The following is a 22,876-nucleotide window of genomic DNA, read 5'->3' on the forward strand; positions in this document are numbered from 1 at the left end:
CCAGCGCAGAGCATTCGGCCAAGGCAACCAGCATTGCGCCCGTTTCGAGAAACACTGGCCGGTTACTGCCTGTCCGCTTCCGGGACCAAATCCCGGAAAGCAGACTGTGGCCGACAGACAGTCCACCGCTCCAATCTTATTCGAGCATCTCGTTAATCTTGCTGGCCAGCATCTGCATCTGGAACGGTTTCGCGATCATCTGCATGTTGGCGCCTAGGAAATCGGCGCGGGTCTCAGCATTTTGCGCATAGGCGGTTATGAACAGGATCGGGAGGTCGGGGAGATGCTGCCGTGCAATGTCGGCGAGCTGGCGGCCGTTCATGCTGGGCAAGCCGACATCGGTTATCATCAGATCGAAACGGGCGCCGCTTTCGAGTAGGCGGATTGCGGCGTATGGTTCCGCTGCTTCAACTGCCTTGTAGCCGAGTTCGCCGAGGACATCGCACACGAGGAGCCGAACCGAGGCGTCATCCTCGACGAGCAGGACAGTCTCACCATCGCCGTGATGGACGGCCGCAGGCGCCTCTTTCTCCGGTTCGGCCGACGATCCCGCAACCGGGAGAAAGATGCTGACCGCAGTTCCCTTCCCCTCTTCGGAATGAATCTTCACACAGCCTTTCGACTGATTGACGAAGCCATAGACCATCGACAGACCCAGCCCGGTACCTTGGCCGATCGGCTTGGTCGTGAAGAAAGGCTCGAACACCTTGCCGAGAGTCGCCGCATCCATGCCGATACCCGTATCGGAGACGGTTACCGTGATATAATCTCCGGGCGCAATGTCCGGCTGGCTCGCGCAGTCCCCGTCTGCGAGCTGCGCAAAACCCGTCTCAACGAGCAAGGTGCCGCCTTCCGGCATGGCATCGCGGGCGTTGATGGCGAGGTTGAGCACTGCGTTTTCCAGCTGGTTCCGATCGACTACGGCCGCCGGCAGGTCGTCGGCCAATTTGGTCGATACCGTAATCCGCTCACTCATGGTGCGGCGGATGAGGTCCTCGAGCGACGCGACGAGCGTGTTGATATCAGTGGGCGTGCTGTCGAGCGACTGCCGCCGCGAGAAGGCGAGCAGGCGCGCGGTAAGTCCCGCGGCGCGCTGCGCCGAATTGCTGGCGGCGTCCATGAAGCGCTCAAGATCGTCAAGGCGGCCGGTCGCGATCCGGCGCCGGAGCACGTCGATAGCCCCAGTGATGCCGGTGAGCATATTGTTGAAGTCATGGGCTATGCCACCGGTCAGTTGCCCGACCGCTTCCATTTTGTGCGACTGGCGGAGCGCCTCCTCCGCCCGGACGCGCTCTTCTGCTTCGGCTTCGAGCCGCGCAAGCGCGTCGGTCAATTCAGCCGTGCGTTCCGCGACAAGCGCTTCCAGCTTTTGCGCAGCGTCGGCAAGCGCCGCCTGCCCGCGCTTCTGATCGTCTATATCGACGATGACCGAGATCGCACCCGTGACGCGTCCTTCTCCGTCGCGAAGCGGAATTCCGCTCACCCGCGTCCAGATGCTGTCGCCGCCGGCGGGATGATGCAGAAACTCGATGCCCTGAATGGTTTCGCCCGACAGGGCACGCGGCGTGACGAACCGGTCACGCCCGATCCGGGTACCATCCGGATTATATCCCTCCCAACGCATCTCGCCATCGGCGAGGCGCGATGGGGTGACTCCCGTCGGCAGGAAGCGCAGATATTCCGGGTTGGCCAACCGCGTCGCGCCATCGGGATTGATGAAGGCGATTCCGACCGGCAGCGCATCGAGCAACGTGGACAGCTGGGTGCGCTCGCTGGTCAGGTCGGACAATTGGTCGCGGATCTCGAACTGCTTCTGCCGCGCGCGCATGGCGGAGGCGATCGCGCTGGTCAGTGATTCCGCGCTGAGCGGTCGCTCGAGCAGGACGACATTAAGCGCACTGTCCGGGAGCCGGCGGCGAAGAGTTTCTTGCCCCATCGTCCGCCCGCCTTGCCGACCTGTGAGCAAGACGAACGGGATATCGGACCAAGCGGGCTGCGCCTCGAGCGCTCTGTGAAGCGGGCCGAGATCGGCCCGGAGGGCTTCTTCGGTGACCAAGATCACGCCGGCGTCGGCGTCGATCGCATCAGCTATATCCTCCAGCGCCGGGCATATGGCGGTATGATAGCCATGCTGGTTAAGCAGGCTTGCGACACTCGTTGCATCATTCCCGTAGGGAGCGCTGATGAGGACCCGGTGGCCTTCGGCGGCGGACCTGTGCACTTAGCGCCGGTCTTCCATGAGCGGCGTGCTCGATCCGACATATTCGGGGGTTCCCGTCAGAACGCCACGAAACTCGGAAAGCGGTTCGCCGACGCGTACGCCCATGGCATCGATCCGCAGCTCGCGGATTGTATCCTCATGATGCCCGCTACGGTTCTTGACGATCGAGATAGCCTTGCGGATGCGCCCTTCGCTTTCGAAGAAGCGCAGGAGCACGACGATATCGGCTATGTAGGATACGTCGAGGCCATTGGTGCTCATCGTACCGAAAAAGCCATGCTGCGGATTGATCAGGATCGAAACCACGCCCGCCTGGTTGAGATAGGACAGGAGTTCGTGCAGCTGGAGGATCAACTGCCGTTCCTGCGGCATCGCCGTGACATAACCATTGAGGCTGTCGATAAGCGCGAACCGCGCGTTGCGCTCCTCGACTTCGGCCCGGACCATCGCGGCAAATTGCCCGGGCGCGATCTCGGCGGGATCCATCTGTCGAATGGTCAGCGTGCCGCTGTCGATATGGCGCTGCAGATTGATGCCAAAGGCGCTGGCGCGCGTGATCATCGTGCCGATACGTTCGTCAAATTCATAGATGACCGACACTTCGCCGCGGTCGCACGCGGCGTCGAGATATTGGAGCGCGAGCGAGGTCTTGCCCGCGCCGGCCGGGCCCGTGACGAGCATCGATGTGCCGCGCTGCGGGCCGCCCGCGAGCATCGTATCGAGTTCAGTGACCCCGCTCGGGACGGGTTCGCCGATGAAAGGCGCATGATGTTCCGATGCGATGAGGCGCGGAAATATATCGATACCGCCCTTGCGCAGGACCATGTCGTGATAGCCTGCAACGAAAGCGACGCCCCGCATTTTCTGGACCTGCATGCGCCGCCGCGCCGCCCCGAAATCGAGTGTCAGCCGCTCCAGGGTAATCACGCCGTGACAGAGGCTGTGCAAGTGATTGTCGCGCTCGCCGCTGCCACCGGTCATGTCGTCAACAAGCAGCACGGTCGTGTCGAGCTTCGAGAAAAATTGCTTCAGATGCAGAAGCTGGCGGCGGTAACGCAGTGAATCCTGCGCGAGCAAGCGCAGTTCAGATAGGCTGTCGAACACCACCCGCTTGGGCTTGACGCGCTCAACCTGCTCGCGGATCAGCTCGATCGTGCGGCCAAGCTCCATCTCCCAGCTGTGGAGGATCGATTGATCGCGCCCCGGCCCGAGCGTCTCTTCAGCTGAAGCCAGCTCGAAGAGCTCGACATCGTCCAGCGACCAACCGTGCGACCCTGCAACGATCGAAAGTTCTTCGCTGGTCTCGGAGAGCGTGATGTAAAGCACGGGCTCGCCGCGCTCTGCCCCTTCGAGCAGGAATTGCAGCGCGAGTGTGGTCTTGCCAGATCCCGGTATTCCTTCGACCAGATAGAGACGGCTGGCGGGAAGCCCGCCCCGTAATATGAGATCGAGGCCCGGGTTTCCGGAGGTGATGCGTTTGTCGGATACCGTCATAAATCGATGCGCCTCGAATCCGTTGAGCATTTGTTCGTCCGACTCTCCGCGCGGCATGCGTAAGTCATGGCCTTGGTCGCTGCGAACACGTGCTTTGCATGTGGTTTCATGAAAGTCAGAACGTGGCACGGCGCATTTCGGTTTCATCGCGGGACGAAGACCGGCGCATCGAGACCACTGAGAACAGGGATCTTTAGCCGCTCGCCCGGCCGACTGCGGCCTCAAGCTCGGCGAAGCTGTAAGGCTTGTTGAGCCGCTTCAGCCCAGGCGCCCGCGTGATCGTCTCCGCTGCAAATCCTGTTGCAAGAATGATCGAAATATCGGGTCGTAGCGACCGCACAGCGTCGATGAGTTCGCTTCCGGTCATGCCAGGCATTGCATGGTCGGTGATCAGAAGATCGATTTCTGGGCGATGCTCAAGAAACTCGAGCGCCTCTTGCCCTGAACCCGCTTCAATTACCGCATGCCCAAGATCCTCGAGGAGAGCGGCGGTGTTCATCAAGATGATCGGATCATCATCGACAGCAAGGATCGTTCGCGCGTTGCTCTCTCGGCTGCCCAGCTCGCTCTCGGCGCTGGTGACCGGCGCCGGAACGGATGTGAAAATCATGTGATCGCTTTGCAATGACCGGGCCTTTCACTTTCTTATACGAGCCCGGCAGCCCCAAGTTCCGTTCGAAAATTCATGGGTTTGTCTGATGGCTGTTGGTCGAGAGCGGCCACAGGAAGCGGATAGATGTGGGCTTGGTGACTAGCCGCGCCTTCTTCAATGGCGCAAGTATCGGTTTCGGCCGCGACGTGGTGCTCGATCCCGCAGTCAAACGCGTTCCACGCAGCTCGGCTACACGGTCGCCGCGCTCCGCATCCTGGCGGGCGCCCGCCGCTTTCGCGCAAGGTGCAGTCGAGCGAGGCGCGCGGCCATTTGAGCGATGCGCACCAACGCGTAATGTCGATCGCGACGCTGCAACGCCACCTTGCCGAATCCGACGCCGGCGCAGTCGAACTCGAGCCTTATCTGGCACAGCTATGCGCCAGCATCGGCGCGTCGATGATTTATGACCGCGCCCCGTTGACGCTAACCACGCGGGTCGATCCGGTGTTGGTCGGCGCGATGTGTCGATCAGCATGGGGCTGGTCGTCACCGAACTGGTGATCAATGCGCTCAAGCACGCGGTCTGCTCATTCCAGACGCCGTTGCGCTGATAACCGATCTCGGTAAGCGTCGCCGTCTTGAATTGAATGAGATGTGCGACTTCCTCCGCCAACGCACGCGGGGCATCACGCGATGTCGACACGAGTTCGAGTTCGATGTCATCCAGTTCGCCGAGGCCGAACTCTTCGGCGGGCTCAACCGGGACCTGCGGCCGGATGTTGTTCAGGTCCGGGAATCGAAGCGCATAACGCTGCCGCATGGCCATGACCTGATAGCGACGATAGTCGGTGGCGCCGGAAATGATGACCTTCCGTATCCAGTCCAAAATCTCGCGGCGCTCTCGAAGGGGCCGCCTGTCAAAATCATTCGGCAGATGCCAGGCCATCCGACGGCGTTCCGCCATACTCATCTCGCCGAGTTTGGTAATGCCCGCTCCCCGCTCGCCCGGTATGCGGAAGCTTAGCGGCAAAGTAACCCGACGGAAGGCGATAGCGCGTCTCGATGCGGCTCAGAATTTCCATGCTGGTAACGGATCGCGGTACCTTGGTGCCAGCAACCCGGTGCACGATGATCTTCCGGTCGATACGGCCCTTTGGTCCAATGATCGCTTTATGCAGATGCCACGCGGTGTCGCCGTGCCGTTCCATATGCAGCGCCAGCACCTCGTGGAATATGTCCCGATCGCCCCAGATGGTCGAGTTCGGCTCTGGAAACTCGACGATAGCCCGTGGCCTGGGGCCGCGTTTCCTCTTTGGGTGGTCCGGGGATATTGCGGCTGTAGAAATTCGCTTACGACGGCTCTTGGGAATCATGAAATGGATGCGATCCTGTAATCAGTTACGGCGTGGGGTTGGGCTCCTTACAGGAACAAAATGATTTCGGAAGCCCAATGGGCCGAGTGCGGATGATCGATAGAGGGTGCTTCTATCGATCATAAAATACCGCTATCGTGATCGATAGAAGGGCTCGGTATCGATCATGCAGTGGAATTGGCAACAAGCAGACTGGCCGTCATTCCGTTATTCCCCTTCCCTCCTCCAGGATGTGGAGGCCAGTTTCCTAAAGGGAGCCGGCGTTGTCATCGGCGCGCTACATCACGTCGATCAGGAAGCGCGGCAGGGTTTAACGCTGGACCTCATCTCTCAGGAAACGATCGAGAGCTCAGCGATCGAGGGTGAGATTCTGGATCGCGCAAGCGTGCAGTCGTCCCTCGCCCGCCATTTGGGCCTGACTGTTGAAAAACGGGGCGTCGGCAATGCCGAGGCGGGCGCCGCCGAGCTCATGGCGGACCTGTTTCAACGCTACGCAATGCCCTTGAACGACGAGCTTCTGTTCAACTGGCAGGCAATGCTGATGAACGGCAGGCGCGATATCGTCGACGTCGGGCGTTATCGAACGCATGAGGATGCGATGCAGATCGTTTCTGGCCCTCTCCATGCGCCGCGCGTCCACTTCGAAGCACCGCCCTCATCTGAGGTCGCGGGGGAGATGAAAGCCTTCATTGCCTGGTTCAACGATAGCGCACCGGACGGGAAGAAGCCGCTCGGCCCCGTCTTGCGCGCTGGCATTGCTCATCTCTGGTTCGAAAGCATCCACCCCTTTGAGGACGGCAATGGACGTATCGGGAGAGCGATCGCGGAAAAGGCTCTCGCGCAAGCCCTGAACGCGCCCACGCTGACCGCTCTGGCCAAAACCATCCATCGGCATCGCAAAGACTATTACGCCGCTCTTCATAGAGGGAGCCGCGATCTCGGGATCGACGACTGGTTGAACTGGTTCGGAGCGATCGTGCTGGAAGCGCAGGAACGCACCCTGCTCGAGGTTCGCTTTTTGATCGGAAAGACACGCCTGTTCTACAGCATCCAAGGGCAAATCAACGAACGACAGGAGAGAGCTATCCTACGCATATTCGCGGAAGGCCCTGATGGCTTCACGGGTGGATTGAGTGCTCGCAACTATCAAACGATCACCGGCGCTGCTCCTGCGACGGCTACGCGCGATCTAACAAAGCTGGTCGAGCTCGGAGCGCTTTACCGAACGGGCGAGCATCGCCATGCTCGCTATCACCTCAAGTTCTTGGCTGAGGTTATCTGAAGAACGATTTTCCGCACAGGCATTTGACCATATGTGGCCAGTAAATCTGCGACATATGGACAATCTATCCCTGTCATCTCGGGCTCTGACCATGTGGGAAATAACGGGGCCGACGACCTGAAAGCCTTTGGCCTGTTTGCCGTTTACCTGTGGGAGGCCCCAACGAGAACGGAAAGAAGAAAAAGACACAAAATCAATATTTTATACGAATCAATGACTCTTGATCAGCGGGTCTTGGGTTCGAGCCCTAAAAAAGTGCGTCCACCACATTTCCCCTTGAAATAGGACGGATAGTTTTACGCCTTTCCGGGAACCATCACCCTATTTTTCGTTTTGGGGCGGGGAAATTCTGCAATTGTCGCGCCCAACAGATTGGCGGGCAATAGCGTCAACGAATTCGGTCGGAGCTTCCACGTTCAGCAAATGGACGCCGGGCAACAGCACGAGCTCCGCGCCGGGAATGGCATCCGCGATCTGTTTGCCATGTTCGGGCAGCGTGACCGTATCGTTCGTCCCTCCAATCACCAAGGCCGGGGCTCTGATCAACGCGTTGGTCCGGCGCATGTCCATGTCGCGAACGGCCGCGAAACATCCGGCGAGCCCATGCGCGGGGGTCGAAAGGATCATTCTCCGGAATGTATCGATGTCATCCTGCCGCGAAGCGATGAACGTGGGCGGGAACCAGTTTCCAATGAACATGTCCGCCATCGCAGCCATATCCGGACGCGTCGCCAAGCCAGCTATCAGCGCGTCCCACTGCGCCGCAGGGCCCAGATAGGGTGAGGTGTTGGAGAGGATGAGGCGATCCACCCGTTCCGGCGCATGGACACCGAGCCACTGTCCGATCATGCCGCCGAGCGAAAGTCCGCAAAAATTCACGCGATCGATCTGCAGCCTGTCGAGCAGTTCCAGAACGTCGCGTCCGAGGCGGTCGAGCGAATAGCTACCGACGGGTGCGCCCGAGCGTCCATGGCCTCGCGTATCATACCGCAGCACACGGTGCGTGCGGGTCAGATCGTCAATGTTTCCGTCCCACATCCGATAATCGGTCGCGATGGAATTTGAAAGCATCAGGACCGGTCGCCCCTCTTTCCCATCCCATCGATAGGCGATCGTGCATCCGTCGCCCATGTCAATTGTGCTCGTCTCGGCCATCGTCCTGCTCCCTGGCATGCTCCGTTTCTGGAGATTTATTTTTTTCAAGTATATTACTAAGATTGAACAATGACTGTAGATGCAACCGATCGAGATGAAGGCCTCAAGCTCCATGATCTTCACTGCTTTGCGGCGGTAGCGCGCTCGGGAAGCTTCCAGGCTGCTGCGAGGGTGCTCGGCCGGTCGCATCCTTCTGTATTTGCCGCCGTCAAACGCCTGGAGACGCGCCTTGGTTTGGCCCTGCTGGATCGTAGCGGATATCGCGTCGCCCTGACGGAGGTGGGTCGCTCTTTCTATGAACGCGCAAGGAGTTCGCTCACCGAAATCGATCGGCTCTCGGCGCATGCACGTCTGCTCGCGGGCGGAGAGGAACCGGTGTTGCGCGTCGTGATCGGCGACCTGTGTCCGCGGGCAATGATCCTGGGGCTGCTGACGGCGTTTTTCGAAAAGGTGAAAGGTACGAGGCTTCACCTCGATTATGAAGCAGTGGGGGGGCCTGCCGAAAGGCTTCGGGAGGGTACCGCCGACATCGTCTTTCATCGCGCGGACGATGATACCATGCTGACCGAGCAAATCCCGATCGCCGAAATCGCGTTGTTGCCGGTGGCGGCGCCGGGCTTTCTGCCCCCGCATCTCGGTATCCACACGACGCCCGCCCAGCTGCGGCCATTCACCCAGTGCATCATCCGCGACACGGCGCAGACCGGCGCGAGGAAGGATCATTTCCTGATTGATGGTGCTCCCAATTGCTCGGTGCCTGACCATGCGATGAAGCGGGAACTGATTGTGCACGGCATGGGCTGGGGCCATCTGCCGGACTTTCTGATCGCCGAGGATCTGGAAGCGGGGCGGCTCGTCCGGGTCGGCGGACGGCATCTGCCGGGCAAGGTGGAACCCCTTGCGGCATCTAGGCTCCGCGACCGGGCGCATGGCCCTGTAGCGGAACGCTTGTGGGATCATATCCGCTCGCGCTTCGCGTAACCCCACCGTGACAGGTTATCGGCGCGCCTCCGTCGCCATCCTGACGGCGAGGCCGGCGAGCACCGTTCCCATCATCCAGCGCTGGACGATGGCGAATGCCGGACGCTGCGTCAGAAACACGGCGATCGACGCTGCGGAGATCGCAATGACGGCGTTGACGAAAACGCTGATGACGATCTGGGTCATCCCCAGAACAAGCGCCTGCCCCAATATGCTCCCATGTGCGGGATCGATGAACTGCGGCAGCAATGACAAATACATCACGGCGATCTTGGGATTCAGCAGATTGGTCAGAAATCCCATGAGAAAAAGCTTGCGCGGCCCATCCCGAGGCAGGCTCCTGACCTCGAAGGGCGTGCGTCCTCCGGGGCGAACTGCCTGCCAGGCGAGCCATAGCAGATAGAGCGCGCCCACGATGCGGATCGCGTCATAGGCAAAGGGTACAGCCATCACGAGGGCGGTGATGCCAAACGCCGCACAAAGCATGTAGAAAACGAAACCCAGCGCGACGCCACCCAGAGAAATCAAGCCGGCGCCCTTACCCTGAGCGATGGACCGCGATATGAGATAGATCATGTTCGGGCCCGGTGTCAGGACCATACCAAGAGCGATAGCAGCGAAGGTCAAAAGGCTGGCCAGTTCGGGCATATACCCTCTCCATTTGCGATCAATGCACGGAAGACCGACCGGTCTCCCTCGCGTTTCCCGATAGTTGCCGGTTGTTCAGCGTCAACAAGGCCGAGACTGCCCCCGCCCTGTCCGTTTCCGGATCAAGCGACCGATCGCTTCCGGAGAGGACGAAAGAATGTCCGTATGTCGTCGGCAAGCAGCTCGGGCTGTTCGAAGGCTGCAAAATGCCCTCCCCGTGGCAAGCTGGTCCAATGGACAATGTTGAAGGCGCGCTCCGCCCAACTCCTCGGCGGCATGGGCAATTCGCGCGGCAGGGTGACGACGCCACATGGCGGCAATATCTTTTCACCGGCCGCGAGATGAAACGGACGTTCCCTGGATTCGCTGTAGAAGCGTGCCGCAGAATGGGCTGTGCCGGTTACCCAATAGACCATGACGTCCGTCAATAGCTCGTCCAATGCGATGGCCTCCTGCGGAACCGATACGCAATCGCTCCACGATCTGAATTTTTCCAATAGCCATGCAGCAAGCCCTGCCGGGGAGTCGGTGAGCCCGTACGCCAGGGTCAGCGGCTTGGTCGACTGGATTGCAATATACGCGCCTTCGGCTTCGGCCCATTTACCGACCCGATCGAGATAGCCTTGCTCCTCGTCGCTGACGGGCCGGTCCGAGGAACTTATGCCGGGCCGGAAGCGGGTCGACAGATAGTTCAGATGCAGACCGCAAATGCGGTCCGGGTATTGCAACGCCAACGCAGCGCTGACCCACGCCCCCCAGTCGCCTCCCTGTGTCCCGAACCGGCGGTAACCGAGCCGCTCCATCAACGTGGCCCACATGTCGGCAACTACCGAATAGTTCATGCCCGGTCTCGTCGGTCGGCCTGAAAAGCCGTGGCCGGGTATCGAGGGAACAATGACGGTAAACGCATCTTCGGCACGCCCGCCATGGGCCACCGGATCAGTCAGGATCGGAATGATCCGCAACATCTCCACAAAGCTTCCAGGCCAGCCATGGGTGAGCACCAGCGGCATCGGGTCTGGCCCGACGCCTCGCTCGTGAATGAAGTGAACCGCGAGTTCATCGATTTCGGTGATATATTGATGAAATCCATTGATCCGCGCCTCCTGCTGCCGCCAGTCATATCGATCTAGCCAGTATCTGACTATATCCTGCATGTAGGAGACCGGGGGGCCATATTGCCATGCTGCGGCACTCACTTCGTCGGGCCAACGCGTGGCGCGTAGCCGATGCCGCAAATCAACAAGGACATCTTCTGCAACTGTCAGCGAGAAGGGCTTGATGTCGAAGACGGACAATGATCTATTCCGGCAAGCGAGGAAAGTGATCCGACAGGGGTGGTGCTTGCCAGTTCAGCCACTCGCCCGGTTTCAGGACCGTCACGGACGATCCGCCGCGCCGGCTCGCATCGTGTAAAGCGCCAAGAGGATCGGGCAGCTCCGAATAGCCGTCGGCGCCAACAACTCCGTAGTGGATCGGCACGATCCGCTCTGCACCGAGGATTGTGGCGACCGCCACTGCCTGTTTCGGCGTGAGCACGGCGGGCTCGTCCGTCGCCGGCTTGCGCCACGAAAAGGTAGCACCGTTGACGGGCAGGAACGCAGCGTCAAAAGAACCGAACTGCCGGCCTACCCGCCACCAGCCACCATGCATCATCGTGTCGCCGCCATGGAATATTCTGCGTCCGCCGCCCGATACGACCCATGAAACCTGAAGATCGCCATAACCATCGGATGCGGGAACCGGCGTTGCGGTAAAGTCGCCGAAGATTTGCGGCTCCCAAAGCGGGCACGACCGTTGGCGCACATTGGCCGGAAGCTCGCCGAAAGGCGGCGTGCCGGCGGCATATGCCAACGTCCCTCCACTTTTCAGCGCTGCTGCAATGGCGATGGCGTCGGCATGATCCGAATGCCTGTGGGTGATCAACACGATACTCTCGCCGACCACTTCATCCACGGCGATCAGCTCGTCGGGAAGCGCTGCTCCCCAGACAGCCGGATCGATCAGCGGGTCGATGAACAATGTAGCAGCAGGCAATTGAAGGCGCAGGCCCGCCCAGGCCAGACGTTGGACGCGCAACTGCGGCATCGTCACCGGGCGCGCTGCGGTGCGCCCTGGCGATGCGACGGTCGCTGCCGCAACAATCCCGCCGCAGATCATGTGCCGCCGGCTTGTGCTTTCGCCGATGCGGCATGACGAGGACAAGGTCAAAGGAGATTGAAACCGATGAGCCGCACGCCCGTCTCGGTCCGCGGCTGGTGCTGGCTGTCGGGATCGAAATGAAGGTAGGTGCCGACACCGAACCGCTGGTCGCCCTCGATAACTTCCCCATCGAGAACGAACACGTCCTCGCCGCCACCCTGATGATGGTCGACATGCGGCCACTCGCTGCCGGGCGCCATTTCGACAATCCATGTGCGGACGCCGGGACGCGAGGGCAGATCGCGGCGAATACACCCGGGACCGATAACGATCGCTTCGCAACTGTCGAATGATACGGGCCTGAGCCCTTTTGGCTGGAACATGAATTCTTCTCCGATCGCCCCCATTCTATGTATCGGCAGATCGTTCAGATAGTTTATCAGGCGACATGCTTCAGTGCGTGAAACTCACCGCTTGCCATCGGGCAGAGGAGTAGAATTTGTTGAATATCCCACCCTCGGAGGCGTTGATCGCTGCGATAGAGGCCGCCCGAACGGGTTCGATGACAGCTGCCGCTGCAGGGCTGGGAATAACGCATGGCGCCGTCAGTCGCCGGATACTTTCGCTTGAGCAGTGGCTTGGAACGCCCATATTCGAACGGCTCGGCCGCGGCGTTCGGCCGACACCGCAGGGCATTATCTTCCTGCGCCGCGCCGAGCGATCGCTGAACGCGATCGAAGCGCTTCGGTCCGAACTTGGCAGCCGGCGCGATCCCGGCGCCATCCGCATTTCCGCACTTCCATCGATGGTCCGTCTATGGCTGATGCCGCGGCTACGCCGCCTTGAAGCGATCCTCCCCGGACGCGCGATAGAAATCATTCCCGAACACCGTGTGGCGCAAGTCCAGAACCGCGATATGGACATCGCTCTGCGGCATGGCAGCGGGTCGTGGCCCGGTGTCGAGACGCATCTCGTCTTCCCCGACATCGCGCTTCCCGCCGCCGCACCGGAACTCGCGGCACGGTTGGCCGGGATTTCGGCGCGGGACCTAATGAAAGAAACGTTACTTATCGACGGCGACAGCTCGGATTGGCACGAATGGGGTCGTCGTGTCGGGATACAAAGAACCCTTTCGGGATCGAAGCGCCAGTTTCTTGATCACGATGTCGCGATCGAAGCCGCCCGCCAGGGACTTGGCGTGATCTTGCTGCGCGCGCCGATGGCGGCCTCCGCGCTCTATGACAAAAGCCTGGCGGCGCTGCCTTTTCCCGCCATATCCAGCACGCGTGCACATTATCTTGCCGTCCGTGCGGGCGAACGCCGCCCAAGCGTGCTCGCGCTGGTTGACGAACTGGTGTCAATCGGTGCTGAAGCCGCGGCGCATTTCAAAAACGCCTTTCCCGAAATTGCCGCGCAAGTCTTCGATGCGCAGGACACCCCAGGTCCGCAGGCCCCCACGTCCCGTGCGAAAGCGGCGGGATAGACAGAGAGCGGGATGTGGCCGTCTGCCGAGTGTCCACCCGGAGCGTGTGGAACGGACAATAATTCCACCTGCGACGCGTATCCACGAAAACCATGGGCCCGGAAAGCGTTGCGAGCATCCCGGGCGCCTTGGTTTGACCGTCAGAGGCTGACCTTCACATTGGCATAGAAGTAACGCCCGACGATATCATACATGCTGCTATTGTAATAGAGTGTGGGCATATATGGCGGCTTGACGTTACCGATGTTACGTACACCGAAACCAATCATATGGTCGTCATCAACATCGAAGCTGACCGCCAGATCATTATAGAGACGCGACGGCACGCTGTTATCGTCATAAGATTCCGGTGAGTCGACATTTACTTCATATTTACTGGTACTGATGAAGCGGGTGTCGAGACTGACATTGAAGCCGCCGGTTTTGTACGACAGGAGCAACGTGCCGCGGAAACGGGGATTCTGCCAGCCGCCATCGTTCACGACGTCGCCAGCCGAAATGCCCGGCGTGGTCTCCGTCACATTTTCGAGGAGATAGCTGCCCTTAAGGCTGAGCCGCAATTGCCCGTCGCCGATAGACGTCCGGTAGTTGGCGCCAACATCGATGCCGCGCGCGTACATGCGGGAGGCATTCACCTGGGTTGAAGTAATCGACACTGGATTGCCTAGCGGCGCTTCGCGCTGCGAAAGTTTGCAATATGGGTTATCGATCGTCGGCAGGTCGACGCAGAGATAGAGAAGTCGCGAATAGCTGAACTGGGTGATGACATCCTTGATGTCGATGCTCCAGTAATCCGCAGTCAGATCGAAGCCGGGAAGGAATTTGGGTTCGAAAATAAGGCCCAGCGTCAAGCTGTTGGAGGTTTCCGGCTTGAGATCCGGATTGCCGCCGGTTGTGACCCATGGTCCGACCTTGACGTCCGGAAGCGGCGTGATGACGCCGAGTGCCCGGCAGTTGGCCGCGCGCGTCTCGCTGGCATAATAGGCACCGAGTTCGCAGGGGTCGTCGATCGAGCCCTGCTGGGTGATGATCTGCGCTTCGTAGAGTTCGCCGAAATTCGGGGTACGCACGCTGCGCGACCGCACGCCGCGGAAGGTCAGCCCATCGGTCGGGGCCCAGGTCGCCCCGGCTTTCCATGTATGGGTGCCACCGACCGTGCTGTAATCGGAATAGCGATAGGCGCCTTCGACCTCGAGGCGGTGCGCGAAAGGCATATCCCGAAGCACCGGGACGACAATTTCACCAAAGAATTCGGTCACGCTGTTCTTCGCGTCGAGCTCGGGATGCGCAGCGGGGCCGCTCGAATAGACCAGCTCACCGGTGAGCGCGAGCGGATCGTCCCGCGTCTTGAGCGTGTCCTTGCGGTATTCGGTCCCGACGGCAATCGAGACATCGCCATAAGGCAATGATAAGAGATCGCCATTGACGCTTGCGCCGAACACGCGTTGCGTATTGACGCGGCGTTCCTTGCGGTCACCCATGACGTAGTCGAGCAATTCATCGCTCGGCGCGTCCATTCCGAATATGTTCAGTGGTACGCAGCCTGCCGCCCGCGCCGCGGCATTGCGGCATACAGGATCGCCGGTCACCGGATCGGCGATGACGTCGCGCGCGGCGATCCAGCGAGATTTGTAGGGGATGTTGCGCGTGGTCACATTATCTACCGCGCGGCCGTACTGGGCGAATGCCTGCCAGCGGAAATTGTCGGTGAGCTTGCCGCCGAGCGTCTGGCCGATGGTGAAGGTGTCGCGATCATGATCGTCGGTGCGGATCGGGAAGTTGCCGAAAGTCCGCGAGATATTGAGCCTCGTCAGATTGTTCGTCAGCATTACCTGGCGGATGGAATCGGGCAGATACGGATTGTCGAGGTAAGCGACCGATCCACCCGCGCCGCCGAGGAAGGTGGCCCGGCTGTCGTCGCGATAGGGCGAGGCGGTGCCCCTATATTCCGTGCGCGCATAGGAAAAATAGCCGCCGTAATCGATCGTGTCGGTCAGCGCATAATCATAACGTCCGAGCAGCGCGAGCGCCTGCTGCCCGCCGCGCAGCTGGCGCTGGTCTTCGAGGTTGCGGCCGTCGCCGCCGTCTCCCAACGCAAACTCGCCCCTGCCGTAATACACGTCGTGAACAGCTTCGCGGACATCGTTGCCGTCGAGAATGTAGTTCTTGTTGTTGAGGAAGAAGGTTGGCTCGTATGCGTAATAGATCTGGCGATAATGATAGAGCGTCACACGATCGGGAATGCCGTCGCCGATGCCGGTGTTGGCGGGATTGGGCAGGTACAGCGGCTGGTCGTCCCAGCTATACCGGTCCTGCATCATCAGCGACGTCGTTTTCGAATAGGTCGCACCGAAGGTGAAGGAACCGCGGTCGTCCGCGAACTTGCCGCCAGTGGCCAGCGAAACCTGAAATTCCGATCCATCACCCTGCTCGGAAATGCCGCCGGTCGCCATCAATGTGGTCTTGTCGATGTTGCGTCTTGTGATGATGTTGACCGCGCCGGTGACGGCATCGGCGCCATAGATGGCAGCCGCACCGCCTGTCACGACCTCGATCCGGTCGATCATACCGGCGGGGATCATGTTGATGTCGACCGCCGAAGACCGCGCGGAACCCGAAACCCGCCGCTGGCCATCGATCAGGGTCAGGCTGCGATTGGTGCCGAGATTGCGGAGGTTGATCGAAGCAACACCGCCGTCCCAGTTCTGGCCGAAGCTGCTGTTGAGGCCGACACCCAGCCCCACTGCGGGGTCTCGGGTCAGCGCATCATAGGCGCTGATGCGGCCAAGATCGAATGCCTCGTCCATACTGGTGACGCTGACCGGCATGGCCGAGTCAATTTCGGGGCGCGCAATGCGCGAACCCGTCACGACAATCGCTTCGGCCGCATTGGCTTGCCCCGCATCGCTCGTGTCCTGCACGGGCGATGCGACCTCCTGCGCCTGGGCATGGGCCATATTGGATGCCACGAGCGCCGCGATTGCGGTGGACAGGCAGGCGCGGGCGATTGAAACTCTGGACGTCATTGGAAACCCCTCCATGTTGGTAGTCGATCGCCGGCCTCGCCGGGATCCGTTCAAGCGGATATTATTTGCCGGCCGCGATCCGGGTCATGCCGAGCGCGATAGCGCCCAACGGACCGGCTCGGTCCCCCAGCGCGGTAACCCCAATCATTCTATTGATATCTTTAGATAAATTATCAAAATAGCCACCCAGCGATGCGATCACCGCCCCCCGCGCCCGCTCGACCAGCCAAGGGCGCGCGCAGGCGATGCTTCCGCCGAGCGAAATCCGTTCGGGCGACAGGCCAAGGATGAGTCCGGCGAGCAGTTCGCCAAGATCGTGGACGACGCCGTCCCACACGGGATGCTTGTCTTCGACCTGCTCGCCGGCCATGCCGCTTCGCCGGGCGATCGCCGGACCCGAGATCAGGCCTTCGATGCAATCGCCGTGAAACGGGCAATTCCCCCGGAAAACGTCACCCGGCATGCGCCGTGCTTTCAGGTGGCCGAATTCGGGGTGCTGCCACCCGTGCAAAGGCTCCCCGCGCACCACGCAGCCCACGCCAATGCCTGTGCCAAGCGTGATGTAGGCGTTGCACGACGTACCGACAGCACCGCCCCACAAGGTCTCGGCCAGCGCCGCGGCATTGACGTCGGTGTCGAAGCCGACTTCGACACCCAGAAGACGCCGATATCGTCCGGCGATATCGGTTCCGGCCCAACCGGGTTTCGGCGTGTTGAGTATGAACCCCCAATCGGGCCGGTTGCGATCGACTCCGACGGGTCCGAAACTGGCGATGCCGAGCGCGTCCGGCTGTCGCTCGCGCTGCCATTGTCCGAACAGATCGTCGATGACGCCGAGCGTCGCGCCGGGCTCGGCAGTCGGAACCGCGATCGTCTCGACGATATGATGGCCCTCCGCCCGCAAGGCGACGCATTTCGTTCCGCCGAGTTCGAGGCCAAAGATATGAGAGCCCGTCATCAGTCGCTTCCCTGCAACGCCGGAGCGCCTCGCTCGCCTTTGAAGCCGCCGTTTGGTGAAAGATGCGGCATCACACGCTGATTCAGGATTTCAGCTTCTGCGGCGCATCCCGGCGGCGGCGTTCCGTTCGCGCGCAGAGCCTCCAGTTCAGCACGCACATCGGCGAGGTCCGACTGATAGGCTGGCTTTCCTGCCACGGCAGTCATCGTCGCGGTCGCCGACACCATTCCGGCCTCGACCGCGCTCTCGTTGTGCGCGCCGCAGACGAAACGGCTGTCGCCGTAAGCGCGGCCTCGCTCGAGAATCCTCTGCGTCCGGTCGGGAACCAGCGACGACAGCACCAGCGCATAGGTCCAGCCACGCGTCGTGTGGCCCGACGGATAATCATAGCTGACGCGCCCGGCCTGCACGTCATAAAGTTCCTCGCGGGGCTGACAGATCCGCCCCTCGTCGATCGTGTAGGGACGATGACGCTTAAAGACCGCTTTCGCCTCGTCGGTTTCACGCGCGGTGTCGGTGCTGGCGCGGTCGAGCACGCGGGCGAGCCTTGGAGCGTTCTCCTTCGTCAGCGCAACCCCGACCGCGCAGCTAAAGTCGCGAAGCAGCGAAGCGGTGTCGAGCTTCGCGTCGCTGGTGGCAAGCGCCCAGCGCGGCGTTCCGATCAACGCTCTCGTCGCACGGAATATTTCGCGATCAGTCTCGTACCGCGGGTCGCCGGGCCGCGGGGCGGGCTCGACGATATCCACGACCGCGAATTCGTCTGTCGCGAGATATCCCGCGACCGGTTCGGCGCTGCCGGCGCCGGCGGCACAGGCCATGGCCAGCACCACGCCGGATAAAACCGTGAACCGTTTGGACATCCCGTGCCTCGCTTCCCTTGAAAACCGCGCCCGCTTCATGGTTTGCGTACCGGCAGAACGGGCTGCTTCGCCGTGGGCAGCGGCACGCCCAATTCGCGCGCGATCGTCGGCGCGATTTGACGCATATCGATGATTCCGAGGTTCTTGCCGGCAGCGATACCCGGCCCCTTCATGAAGAAGGCTGCGTGCACGTCGGGCCGCATCGTCGAACTGGTCAACGCACCGTGATTGCCACGCATCGTCGTAAATTTCTCGACCAAAGGCCCGGTCAGGCCGCTGCCCATCGCGTAGCCTTCCCGGAAACCGACTGCGAACGAGGCATTGGGCGCCATGCCGAGCGCGGCGATCTCGTCGCCCTCGTAAATATGGTCGATCCCGTTGGCCGGATCTTTAGCCAAGGCGTGCAGCACCTGGCGTACCTTGGCCTTGACCTCTTCGTCCTCCGGCTTTTGCAGGACGATCATCCCCGCCCCGCCGTTCCATGCGAACGCCTTCCAGGATTCGACCGACTTGTCCGCGGGATCGCGCAGCGCGATCAATCCCGCTCTTGCCAATGCGGCATTGAGGTGTACGGCGTGCGTCCAGCGATAGAAGCCGTGGTCGGATGCAATAACGATATGGGCGTCGGGATGCACCCGCCGTTCCGCGGCGATGAGCCGGCCGACGGCAGCGTCGATGCGCTCCAGTTCGGCGAACGCTTCAGCGCTTTCCGGACCATGATCATGCTCCTCATGGTCGTACGCGCCGAGATGAACGGTCAGGAGGTCTGGGCGCTTGTCCGCAATGATCAGGAGCGCAGCAGCCTCGATCCGCCGATCGTTCGCCGCAACGTCGGGTTCGAGATAATAGGGGCCGATCGATTTCTCGAGCTGCTCGAGATAACCAGCGGGCTGCGAAACCGCTTCCATGAGATATTGCGCGCGCGCGGTGCCGTTACGGCCGAATTCCGGGAGATTATAGTCGATATCGGCCGCGTGCGTGGTGACGGGCCAGCACAGGCTCGCCGTGACCCTGCCCGCCTGATGGACAGCGCTCCACAAGGTCGGCGCCTTGATCTCGGAATAATAGGAATGCCATTCGCCGCGCTCCTTGCCGAGCGGGTCGAACACCGCATTGTTATAGATGCCGTGCTCGGCCGGATGAACGCCGGTGACGAGCGTCGTGTGGTTCGGATAGGTCAAAGTCGGGCTGACGTTGACGACCCCCTTGGCGTAGGCCCCCTCGGCGAGGAAGCTGCGCAGCACCGGAATCGACAGCTTGTATTTGTCGGCCTGAAGAACATGATCCGGCATGAGACCGTCGATCGTGATCAACAGCACGGGACGAGGCGGCGCGGTATCCGCACGGGCGAGCACGGGAACCGCGGCGAACACCGAAGAGAGGGCGATGGTCGCGATCGCACTTTTCCAGACAAACTTCACTATTCTTCCCTTTCCGGCGAAATCATCGCCTTCGAAATCACGTGGCGAGCCGAACCAATGCAGAAGGTCGCGCCCGGTTTTCGCATTCATCTGAACAGCTGGAGATCGATCGACTGGACGACCGCGGCATATCCGGCATCGCTGCCGTGGAGATGGTCGCCGGAATGGTAATCGGCGCGCATGCTGGCAGGGTCGGCGGGGTCGGCGAGCGCCCGGTCGAAATCGAGGACGGCATCGAATGCTCCGCTGGTGCGGATAAAGCGATTGATTTCCTGCCGAACCGCCTCACCCTCCGGCGACCAGTAGCTCGCGCCCTTGAACGGGGCGATGGTGGCGCCGAAGACCTTGATATCGTGCTGGTGCGCGCGGTCGATGATCTGCCGATAGGCGGCGATCATCTGGGATGCGTCGGTGAGCCGTCCCTGCAGCAGCTTTTGGGTTTGCGCGGCTTCGCCCTGATAGCGGGCGTAGGAGCGGCCGATGTCGTTGATGCCTTCGAACAGGATCAGCATCTTGACGTTCGGAAGCGAGAAGACGTCGCGGTCGAGCCGCGTGAGTGCGCTTTCTCCAGTGCCGTCGCCCATCACGCGATTGCCGCTGATGCCCGCGTTGGCGATGCCCCAGACCCGGTCGCCCCGGTCGGCCAGACGGTCGGCGAGCTGATCGGGCCAGCGCCGGTTGGCGGCCCAGGTCGAACCGGTTCCGTTGGTGATCGAATCCCCGAATGCCACCACTGTTGCGGCATCGCCCGGCGCATCGACATCGACCGAAGCGAGGAAGGCGCGGTCCTTGACGATCGCGGCGGGCTCGAACGGGCCGGCGGTGAAGTCGCCCGGCGCCGACACCTCGGTATCGTCGAGCGCATTGTTGTGACAGGTGCACGGTCCGCTATCGCCCGGCAGATAGAGGCTGATCGCCATCCGTGCGCGCGTCGGCACCGCGATCTTCACGCTGTCACTGAGCAGCGGCGCGCCGCGGGCGATCGTTGCGTCGGATGCCCCGGCAAAGGTCAGCTCGCGCGCCGTGCCGGCAATCTCCCTGCCACTGTCATCAAGAAAGACGATGCGCGCCGCGCCGATCGCCAGCGGCGCGGTACCGAATGCGTTGGTGAGCCGGACACGCAGCGCATCGCCGCCTGCCGAGAGGCGAACGACCTGACGCAGCGTCTGGTTCGAAAAGGAGGCGGACTTGGGTCCGGGGGGAATAGAGCCCGCCGCCCAGCTCGCGACCCATTTGGCTTCCGCCGCCGAGCCGGATGCGAGGGCAAAAGCCGAAATAAATACCCCAAGTATATTTCGATTGTACTTGTTCATCCTAAATATCCTCGCCCATAATATTATTATTAATTGAAGTAATATTATTATATATTTATTACATTGATTTTTATTATTTTTTGAGATTTCTGAGACTGAAACCTCTACCAGCAGGAATAACCGCCGTCGGCGAGTACGATGCTTCCCGTCATCAGACTCGATGCGTCAGACGCGAGGAACAGGACGACGGCGGCCACTTCGTCGACCTCGCCCATGCGGCCCATCGGCGTACCGTCGAGCCAGCGGTGATACATGTCCGGCTTGGCCTTCACGAACGCGTTGAGCGGCGTGTTGATGTAGGTCGGCGCGACCGCGTTCACCCGGACGCCGCGCGGCGCCCATTCGGCGGCGAGCGAGCGGGTCAGATGATGAACCCCCGCCTTGGAGGCGTTGTAGAAGCTCTGCTCCTGCGGGCGATTGACGATGAAGCCGCTCATCGAGCCGACGTTGACGATCGCGCCGCTGCCTTGTGCCAGCATGTGTCGCCCCGCCGCACGCGCGCACCAGAAAGTGCCGTTGAGATTGACGTCGATGACGTTACGCCAATGCTCGTCGGTGACGGTTTCCGCGGGCGTTTCGCTGCGCGCGATACCGGCATTGTTGACGAGAACATCGATGCGCCCGTGGCGCGCGACCACGTTGTCGATGGCGGCGGTTACCGCATCCGGGTCGGTAACGTCGAAGGTAACGGAGGAAAGCCGGGCACCGGGCCGTTCGCGCAGCGCCTCTTCCAGCGGCCCACTCTCACGATCCGCGAGGATCACGGTCGCGCCAGCTTCGAGCAGCGCGTCGGCGATTGCCAGTCCGATGGCGCCCGCGCCGCCGGTGACGAGAGCGACCTTTTCAGGCAGATGAAAGCGGTCGATATACATTAAACGATCTCCTGCAAGGTATCGCACGCGGCGGTCAGTGCCGGCATCGCGCGGTCATTCGCGTCGAAACGATGGATGGCCGCCGGGGCGATACGCAGCTTGACGATTTCATCGGGACGCAGGTCATGTTCGGGCGCCCCGCGAGCGATGAGCGCTTCGCCCGATTGAGCCTGCAGGTGGACGAAGCTGTCGCTGCCAAGATATTCGACCGCGCGGATCGTTGCGGTTATCGTGCCGGCAGGATCGATCGCCAGATGCTCCGGCCTGACGCCGATCGTCGCTGCCGAATGGGCGGCAGCGGCCGCGCCGCCAAGAAAGTTCATGCGCGGCGAACCGATGAAGCCTGCCACGAACCGGCTCGCAGGGTTGCGGTAGATCTCGCCCGGCGAGCCCGCCTGCTCCACCCTGCCATCGCGAAAGACGACGATCCGGTCGGCCATCGTCATCGCCTCCGCCTGATCGTGGGTGACATAGATCGCGGTAATGCCCAGTTGCTGCTGGAGGCGCCGGATCTCGACGCGCATCTGCGCGCGAAGCTCGGCGTCGAGATTGGACAGCGGCTCGTCGAAAAGGAAGGCCTTGGGCTCGCGAACGAGCGCCCGTCCTATTGCGACCCGCTGTCGCTGCCCGCCGGACAATGCCGCCGGGCGGCGATCCAGAACCTGCGTCAGGTTGAGCATTTGGGCAACGCGCTCCGTGCGGGCTGCGATTTCGGCCCGCTGCCGGCGCGCGACCTTGAGAGCGAAGCCGAGGTTGGCACGCACCGTCATGTGCGGATAGAGTGCGTAGGACTGGAACACCATCGCCAGTCCGCGCGCGGCGGGCGATGTTTGCGCGGCGTCCACGCCGTCGATCAGCAACCGGCCAGAGTCGATATCCTCGAGCCCGGCAATGAGCCGGAGCAGCGTCGTCTTGCCGCAGCCCGACGGGCCGACGAAAACCGTGAACGCACCATCGGGTATGACGAGATCGATTGCATCGGTCGCCAGATGATCGCCGAAACGCTTCGTCACGCCTTCAAGGACAATGCCGCTCATCGCGAACGGGTCCAATTA

The 22,876-nt window shown here is 61.4% G+C and carries 20 protein-coding genes; 3 read left to right on the forward strand and 17 right to left on the reverse strand.

Going from position 1 to position 22,876, the window contains the following annotated elements; translation table 11 throughout:
• Nucleotides 1-136: 136 nt before the first annotated feature.
• The 5 genes from VN047_RS05210 to VN047_RS05230 form a co-directional block, all read right to left on the reverse strand.
• Nucleotides 137-2,221, reverse strand: coding sequence for a hybrid sensor histidine kinase/response regulator (locus tag VN047_RS05210; protein ID WP_325540721.1), 2,085 nt, complete (start codon nucleotides 2,219-2,221; stop codon nucleotides 137-139).
• On the reverse strand, nucleotides 2,222-3,715 hold the full coding sequence (locus tag VN047_RS05215) for an ATPase domain-containing protein (protein ID WP_325540723.1): 1,494 nt from the start codon (nucleotides 3,713-3,715) through the stop codon (nucleotides 2,222-2,224).
• A 193-nt stretch (nucleotides 3,716-3,908) separates the two neighbouring features.
• On the reverse strand, nucleotides 3,909-4,325 hold the full coding sequence (locus VN047_RS05220) for a response regulator (RefSeq protein ID WP_325540725.1): 417 nt from the start codon (nucleotides 4,323-4,325) through the stop codon (nucleotides 3,909-3,911).
• A gap of 73 nt (nucleotides 4,326-4,398) precedes the next feature.
• Nucleotides 4,399-5,253 (reverse strand): hypothetical protein, encoded by an 855-nt coding sequence (locus tag VN047_RS22770; protein ID WP_325540727.1) that lies wholly within the window; start codon nucleotides 5,251-5,253, stop codon nucleotides 4,399-4,401.
• A complete protein-coding gene (locus VN047_RS05230) occupies nucleotides 5,231-5,680 on the reverse strand; it encodes a hypothetical protein (RefSeq protein ID WP_325540729.1) in 450 nt (149 codons plus the stop codon). The genes VN047_RS22770 and VN047_RS05230 overlap by 23 nt, the downstream gene beginning before the upstream one ends.
• A gap of 166 nt (nucleotides 5,681-5,846) precedes the next feature.
• Here VN047_RS05230 and VN047_RS05235 point away from each other — a divergent pair, with 166 nt between their 5' ends.
• Nucleotides 5,847-6,962, forward strand: coding sequence for a Fic family protein (locus VN047_RS05235; RefSeq protein WP_325540731.1), 1,116 nt, complete (start codon nucleotides 5,847-5,849; stop codon nucleotides 6,960-6,962).
• Nucleotides 6,963-7,283: 321 nt separating this feature from the next.
• Here the strand turns inward: VN047_RS05235 and VN047_RS05240 are convergent, their stop codons facing one another.
• Nucleotides 7,284-8,117, reverse strand: a complete 834-nt coding sequence (locus tag VN047_RS05240; RefSeq protein WP_325540733.1) for an alpha/beta fold hydrolase — start codon at nucleotides 8,115-8,117, stop codon at nucleotides 7,284-7,286.
• Nucleotides 8,118-8,186: 69 nt separating this feature from the next.
• Here VN047_RS05240 and VN047_RS05245 point away from each other — a divergent pair, with 69 nt between their 5' ends.
• On the forward strand, nucleotides 8,187-9,098 hold the full coding sequence (locus VN047_RS05245) for a LysR family transcriptional regulator (protein ID WP_325540735.1): 912 nt from the start codon (nucleotides 8,187-8,189) through the stop codon (nucleotides 9,096-9,098).
• Nucleotides 9,099-9,113: 15 nt separating this feature from the next.
• Here VN047_RS05245 and VN047_RS05250 read toward each other — a convergent pair whose 3' ends face one another.
• The 4 genes from VN047_RS05250 to VN047_RS05265 all read right to left on the reverse strand — a co-directional run bounded on the left by VN047_RS05250 (nucleotide 9,114) and on the right by VN047_RS05265 (nucleotide 12,271).
• On the reverse strand, nucleotides 9,114-9,746 hold the full coding sequence (locus VN047_RS05250) for a LysE family translocator (RefSeq protein ID WP_325540737.1): 633 nt from the start codon (nucleotides 9,744-9,746) through the stop codon (nucleotides 9,114-9,116).
• Between the two features lie 122 nt (nucleotides 9,747-9,868).
• Complete coding sequence (locus VN047_RS05255) at nucleotides 9,869-11,044, reverse strand: epoxide hydrolase (protein WP_325540740.1); 1,176 nt, start codon at nucleotides 11,042-11,044, stop codon at nucleotides 9,869-9,871.
• A gap of 4 nt (nucleotides 11,045-11,048) precedes the next feature.
• The gene (locus VN047_RS05260) at nucleotides 11,049-11,906 is read right to left on the reverse strand and encodes an MBL fold metallo-hydrolase (protein WP_325540742.1); all 858 of its coding nucleotides are present in this window, start codon (nucleotides 11,904-11,906) and stop codon (nucleotides 11,049-11,051) included.
• 47 nt (nucleotides 11,907-11,953) lie between these two features.
• Nucleotides 11,954-12,271, reverse strand: a complete 318-nt coding sequence (locus VN047_RS05265) for a cupin domain-containing protein (protein WP_325540744.1) — start codon at nucleotides 12,269-12,271, stop codon at nucleotides 11,954-11,956.
• A gap of 143 nt (nucleotides 12,272-12,414) precedes the next feature.
• On the opposite strand from VN047_RS05265, the gene VN047_RS05270 reads away from it, so the two are divergent.
• Nucleotides 12,415-13,371, forward strand: a complete 957-nt coding sequence (locus tag VN047_RS05270; protein WP_414712665.1) for a LysR family transcriptional regulator — start codon at nucleotides 12,415-12,417, stop codon at nucleotides 13,369-13,371.
• A gap of 140 nt (nucleotides 13,372-13,511) precedes the next feature.
• On the opposite strand, the gene VN047_RS05275 is transcribed toward VN047_RS05270, so the two are convergent.
• The 7 genes from VN047_RS05275 to VN047_RS05305 all read right to left on the reverse strand — a co-directional run bounded on the left by VN047_RS05275 (nucleotide 13,512) and on the right by VN047_RS05305 (nucleotide 22,858).
• The gene (locus VN047_RS05275) at nucleotides 13,512-16,328 is read right to left on the reverse strand and encodes a TonB-dependent receptor plug domain-containing protein (protein ID WP_325540748.1); all 2,817 of its coding nucleotides are present in this window, start codon (nucleotides 16,326-16,328) and stop codon (nucleotides 13,512-13,514) included.
• A 130-nt stretch (nucleotides 16,329-16,458) separates the two neighbouring features.
• On the reverse strand, nucleotides 16,459-17,355 hold the full coding sequence (locus VN047_RS05280) for an ROK family protein (protein WP_325540750.1): 897 nt from the start codon (nucleotides 17,353-17,355) through the stop codon (nucleotides 16,459-16,461).
• The gene (locus VN047_RS05285; RefSeq protein WP_325540752.1) at nucleotides 17,355-18,215 is read right to left on the reverse strand and encodes a phosphatase PAP2 family protein; all 861 of its coding nucleotides are present in this window, start codon (nucleotides 18,213-18,215) and stop codon (nucleotides 17,355-17,357) included. The genes VN047_RS05280 and VN047_RS05285 overlap by 1 nt, the downstream gene beginning before the upstream one ends.
• 35 nt (nucleotides 18,216-18,250) lie before the next feature.
• Nucleotides 18,251-19,636, reverse strand: a complete 1,386-nt coding sequence (locus VN047_RS05290; RefSeq protein WP_325540755.1) for an ectonucleotide pyrophosphatase/phosphodiesterase — start codon at nucleotides 19,634-19,636, stop codon at nucleotides 18,251-18,253.
• 86 nt (nucleotides 19,637-19,722) lie between these two features.
• Entirely contained in the window at nucleotides 19,723-20,949 is a 1,227-nt protein-coding gene (locus VN047_RS05295) for an SGNH/GDSL hydrolase family protein (protein WP_325540757.1), read from the reverse strand.
• A 104-nt stretch (nucleotides 20,950-21,053) separates the two neighbouring features.
• Entirely contained in the window at nucleotides 21,054-21,821 is a 768-nt protein-coding gene (locus VN047_RS05300; protein WP_325540759.1) for an SDR family NAD(P)-dependent oxidoreductase, read from the reverse strand.
• Nucleotides 21,821-22,858, reverse strand: coding sequence for an ABC transporter ATP-binding protein (locus VN047_RS05305; RefSeq protein ID WP_325540761.1), 1,038 nt, complete (start codon nucleotides 22,856-22,858; stop codon nucleotides 21,821-21,823). Before VN047_RS05305 ends, VN047_RS05300 begins: the two co-directional genes overlap by 1 nt.
• Nucleotides 22,859-22,876: the final 18 nt, after the last annotated feature.

Origin of the sequence: Sphingopyxis sp., assembly GCF_035565275.1 — a bacterium.
Lineage (GTDB): Bacteria > Pseudomonadota > Alphaproteobacteria > Sphingomonadales > Sphingomonadaceae > Sphingopyxis.

Excerpts from the sequence above, each read along its gene's own strand:
- VN047_RS05215 (WP_325540723.1), bottom strand. The coding sequence starts at position 3,715 with ATGACGGTATCCGACAAACGCATCACCTCCGGAAACCCGGGCCTCGAT.
- VN047_RS05220 (WP_325540725.1), bottom strand. The coding sequence starts at position 4,325 with ATGATTTTCACATCCGTTCCGGCGCCGGTCACCAGCGCCGAGAGCGAG.
- VN047_RS22770 (WP_325540727.1), bottom strand. The coding sequence starts at position 5,253 with ATGGCCTGGCATCTGCCGAATGATTTTGACAGGCGGCCCCTTCGAGAG.
- VN047_RS05230 (WP_325540729.1), bottom strand. The coding sequence starts at position 5,680 with ATGATTCCCAAGAGCCGTCGTAAGCGAATTTCTACAGCCGCAATATCC.
- VN047_RS05235 (WP_325540731.1), top strand. The coding sequence starts at position 5,847 with ATGCAGTGGAATTGGCAACAAGCAGACTGGCCGTCATTCCGTTATTCC.
- VN047_RS05240 (WP_325540733.1), bottom strand. The coding sequence starts at position 8,117 with ATGGCCGAGACGAGCACAATTGACATGGGCGACGGATGCACGATCGCC.
- VN047_RS05245 (WP_325540735.1), top strand. The coding sequence starts at position 8,187 with ATGACTGTAGATGCAACCGATCGAGATGAAGGCCTCAAGCTCCATGAT.
- VN047_RS05250 (WP_325540737.1), bottom strand. The coding sequence starts at position 9,746 with ATGCCCGAACTGGCCAGCCTTTTGACCTTCGCTGCTATCGCTCTTGGT.
- VN047_RS05260 (WP_325540742.1), bottom strand. The coding sequence starts at position 11,906 with ATGATCTGCGGCGGGATTGTTGCGGCAGCGACCGTCGCATCGCCAGGG.
- VN047_RS05265 (WP_325540744.1), bottom strand. The coding sequence starts at position 12,271 with ATGTTCCAGCCAAAAGGGCTCAGGCCCGTATCATTCGACAGTTGCGAA.
- VN047_RS05275 (WP_325540748.1), bottom strand. The coding sequence starts at position 16,328 with ATGGCCCATGCCCAGGCGCAGGAGGTCGCATCGCCCGTGCAGGACACG.
- VN047_RS05280 (WP_325540750.1), bottom strand. The coding sequence starts at position 17,355 with ATGACGGGCTCTCATATCTTTGGCCTCGAACTCGGCGGAACGAAATGC.
- VN047_RS05285 (WP_325540752.1), bottom strand. The coding sequence starts at position 18,215 with ATGTCCAAACGGTTCACGGTTTTATCCGGCGTGGTGCTGGCCATGGCC.
- VN047_RS05295 (WP_325540757.1), bottom strand. The coding sequence starts at position 20,949 with ATGAACAAGTACAATCGAAATATACTTGGGGTATTTATTTCGGCTTTT.
- VN047_RS05300 (WP_325540759.1), bottom strand. The coding sequence starts at position 21,821 with ATGTATATCGACCGCTTTCATCTGCCTGAAAAGGTCGCTCTCGTCACC.
- VN047_RS05305 (WP_325540761.1), bottom strand. The coding sequence starts at position 22,858 with ATGAGCGGCATTGTCCTTGAAGGCGTGACGAAGCGTTTCGGCGATCAT.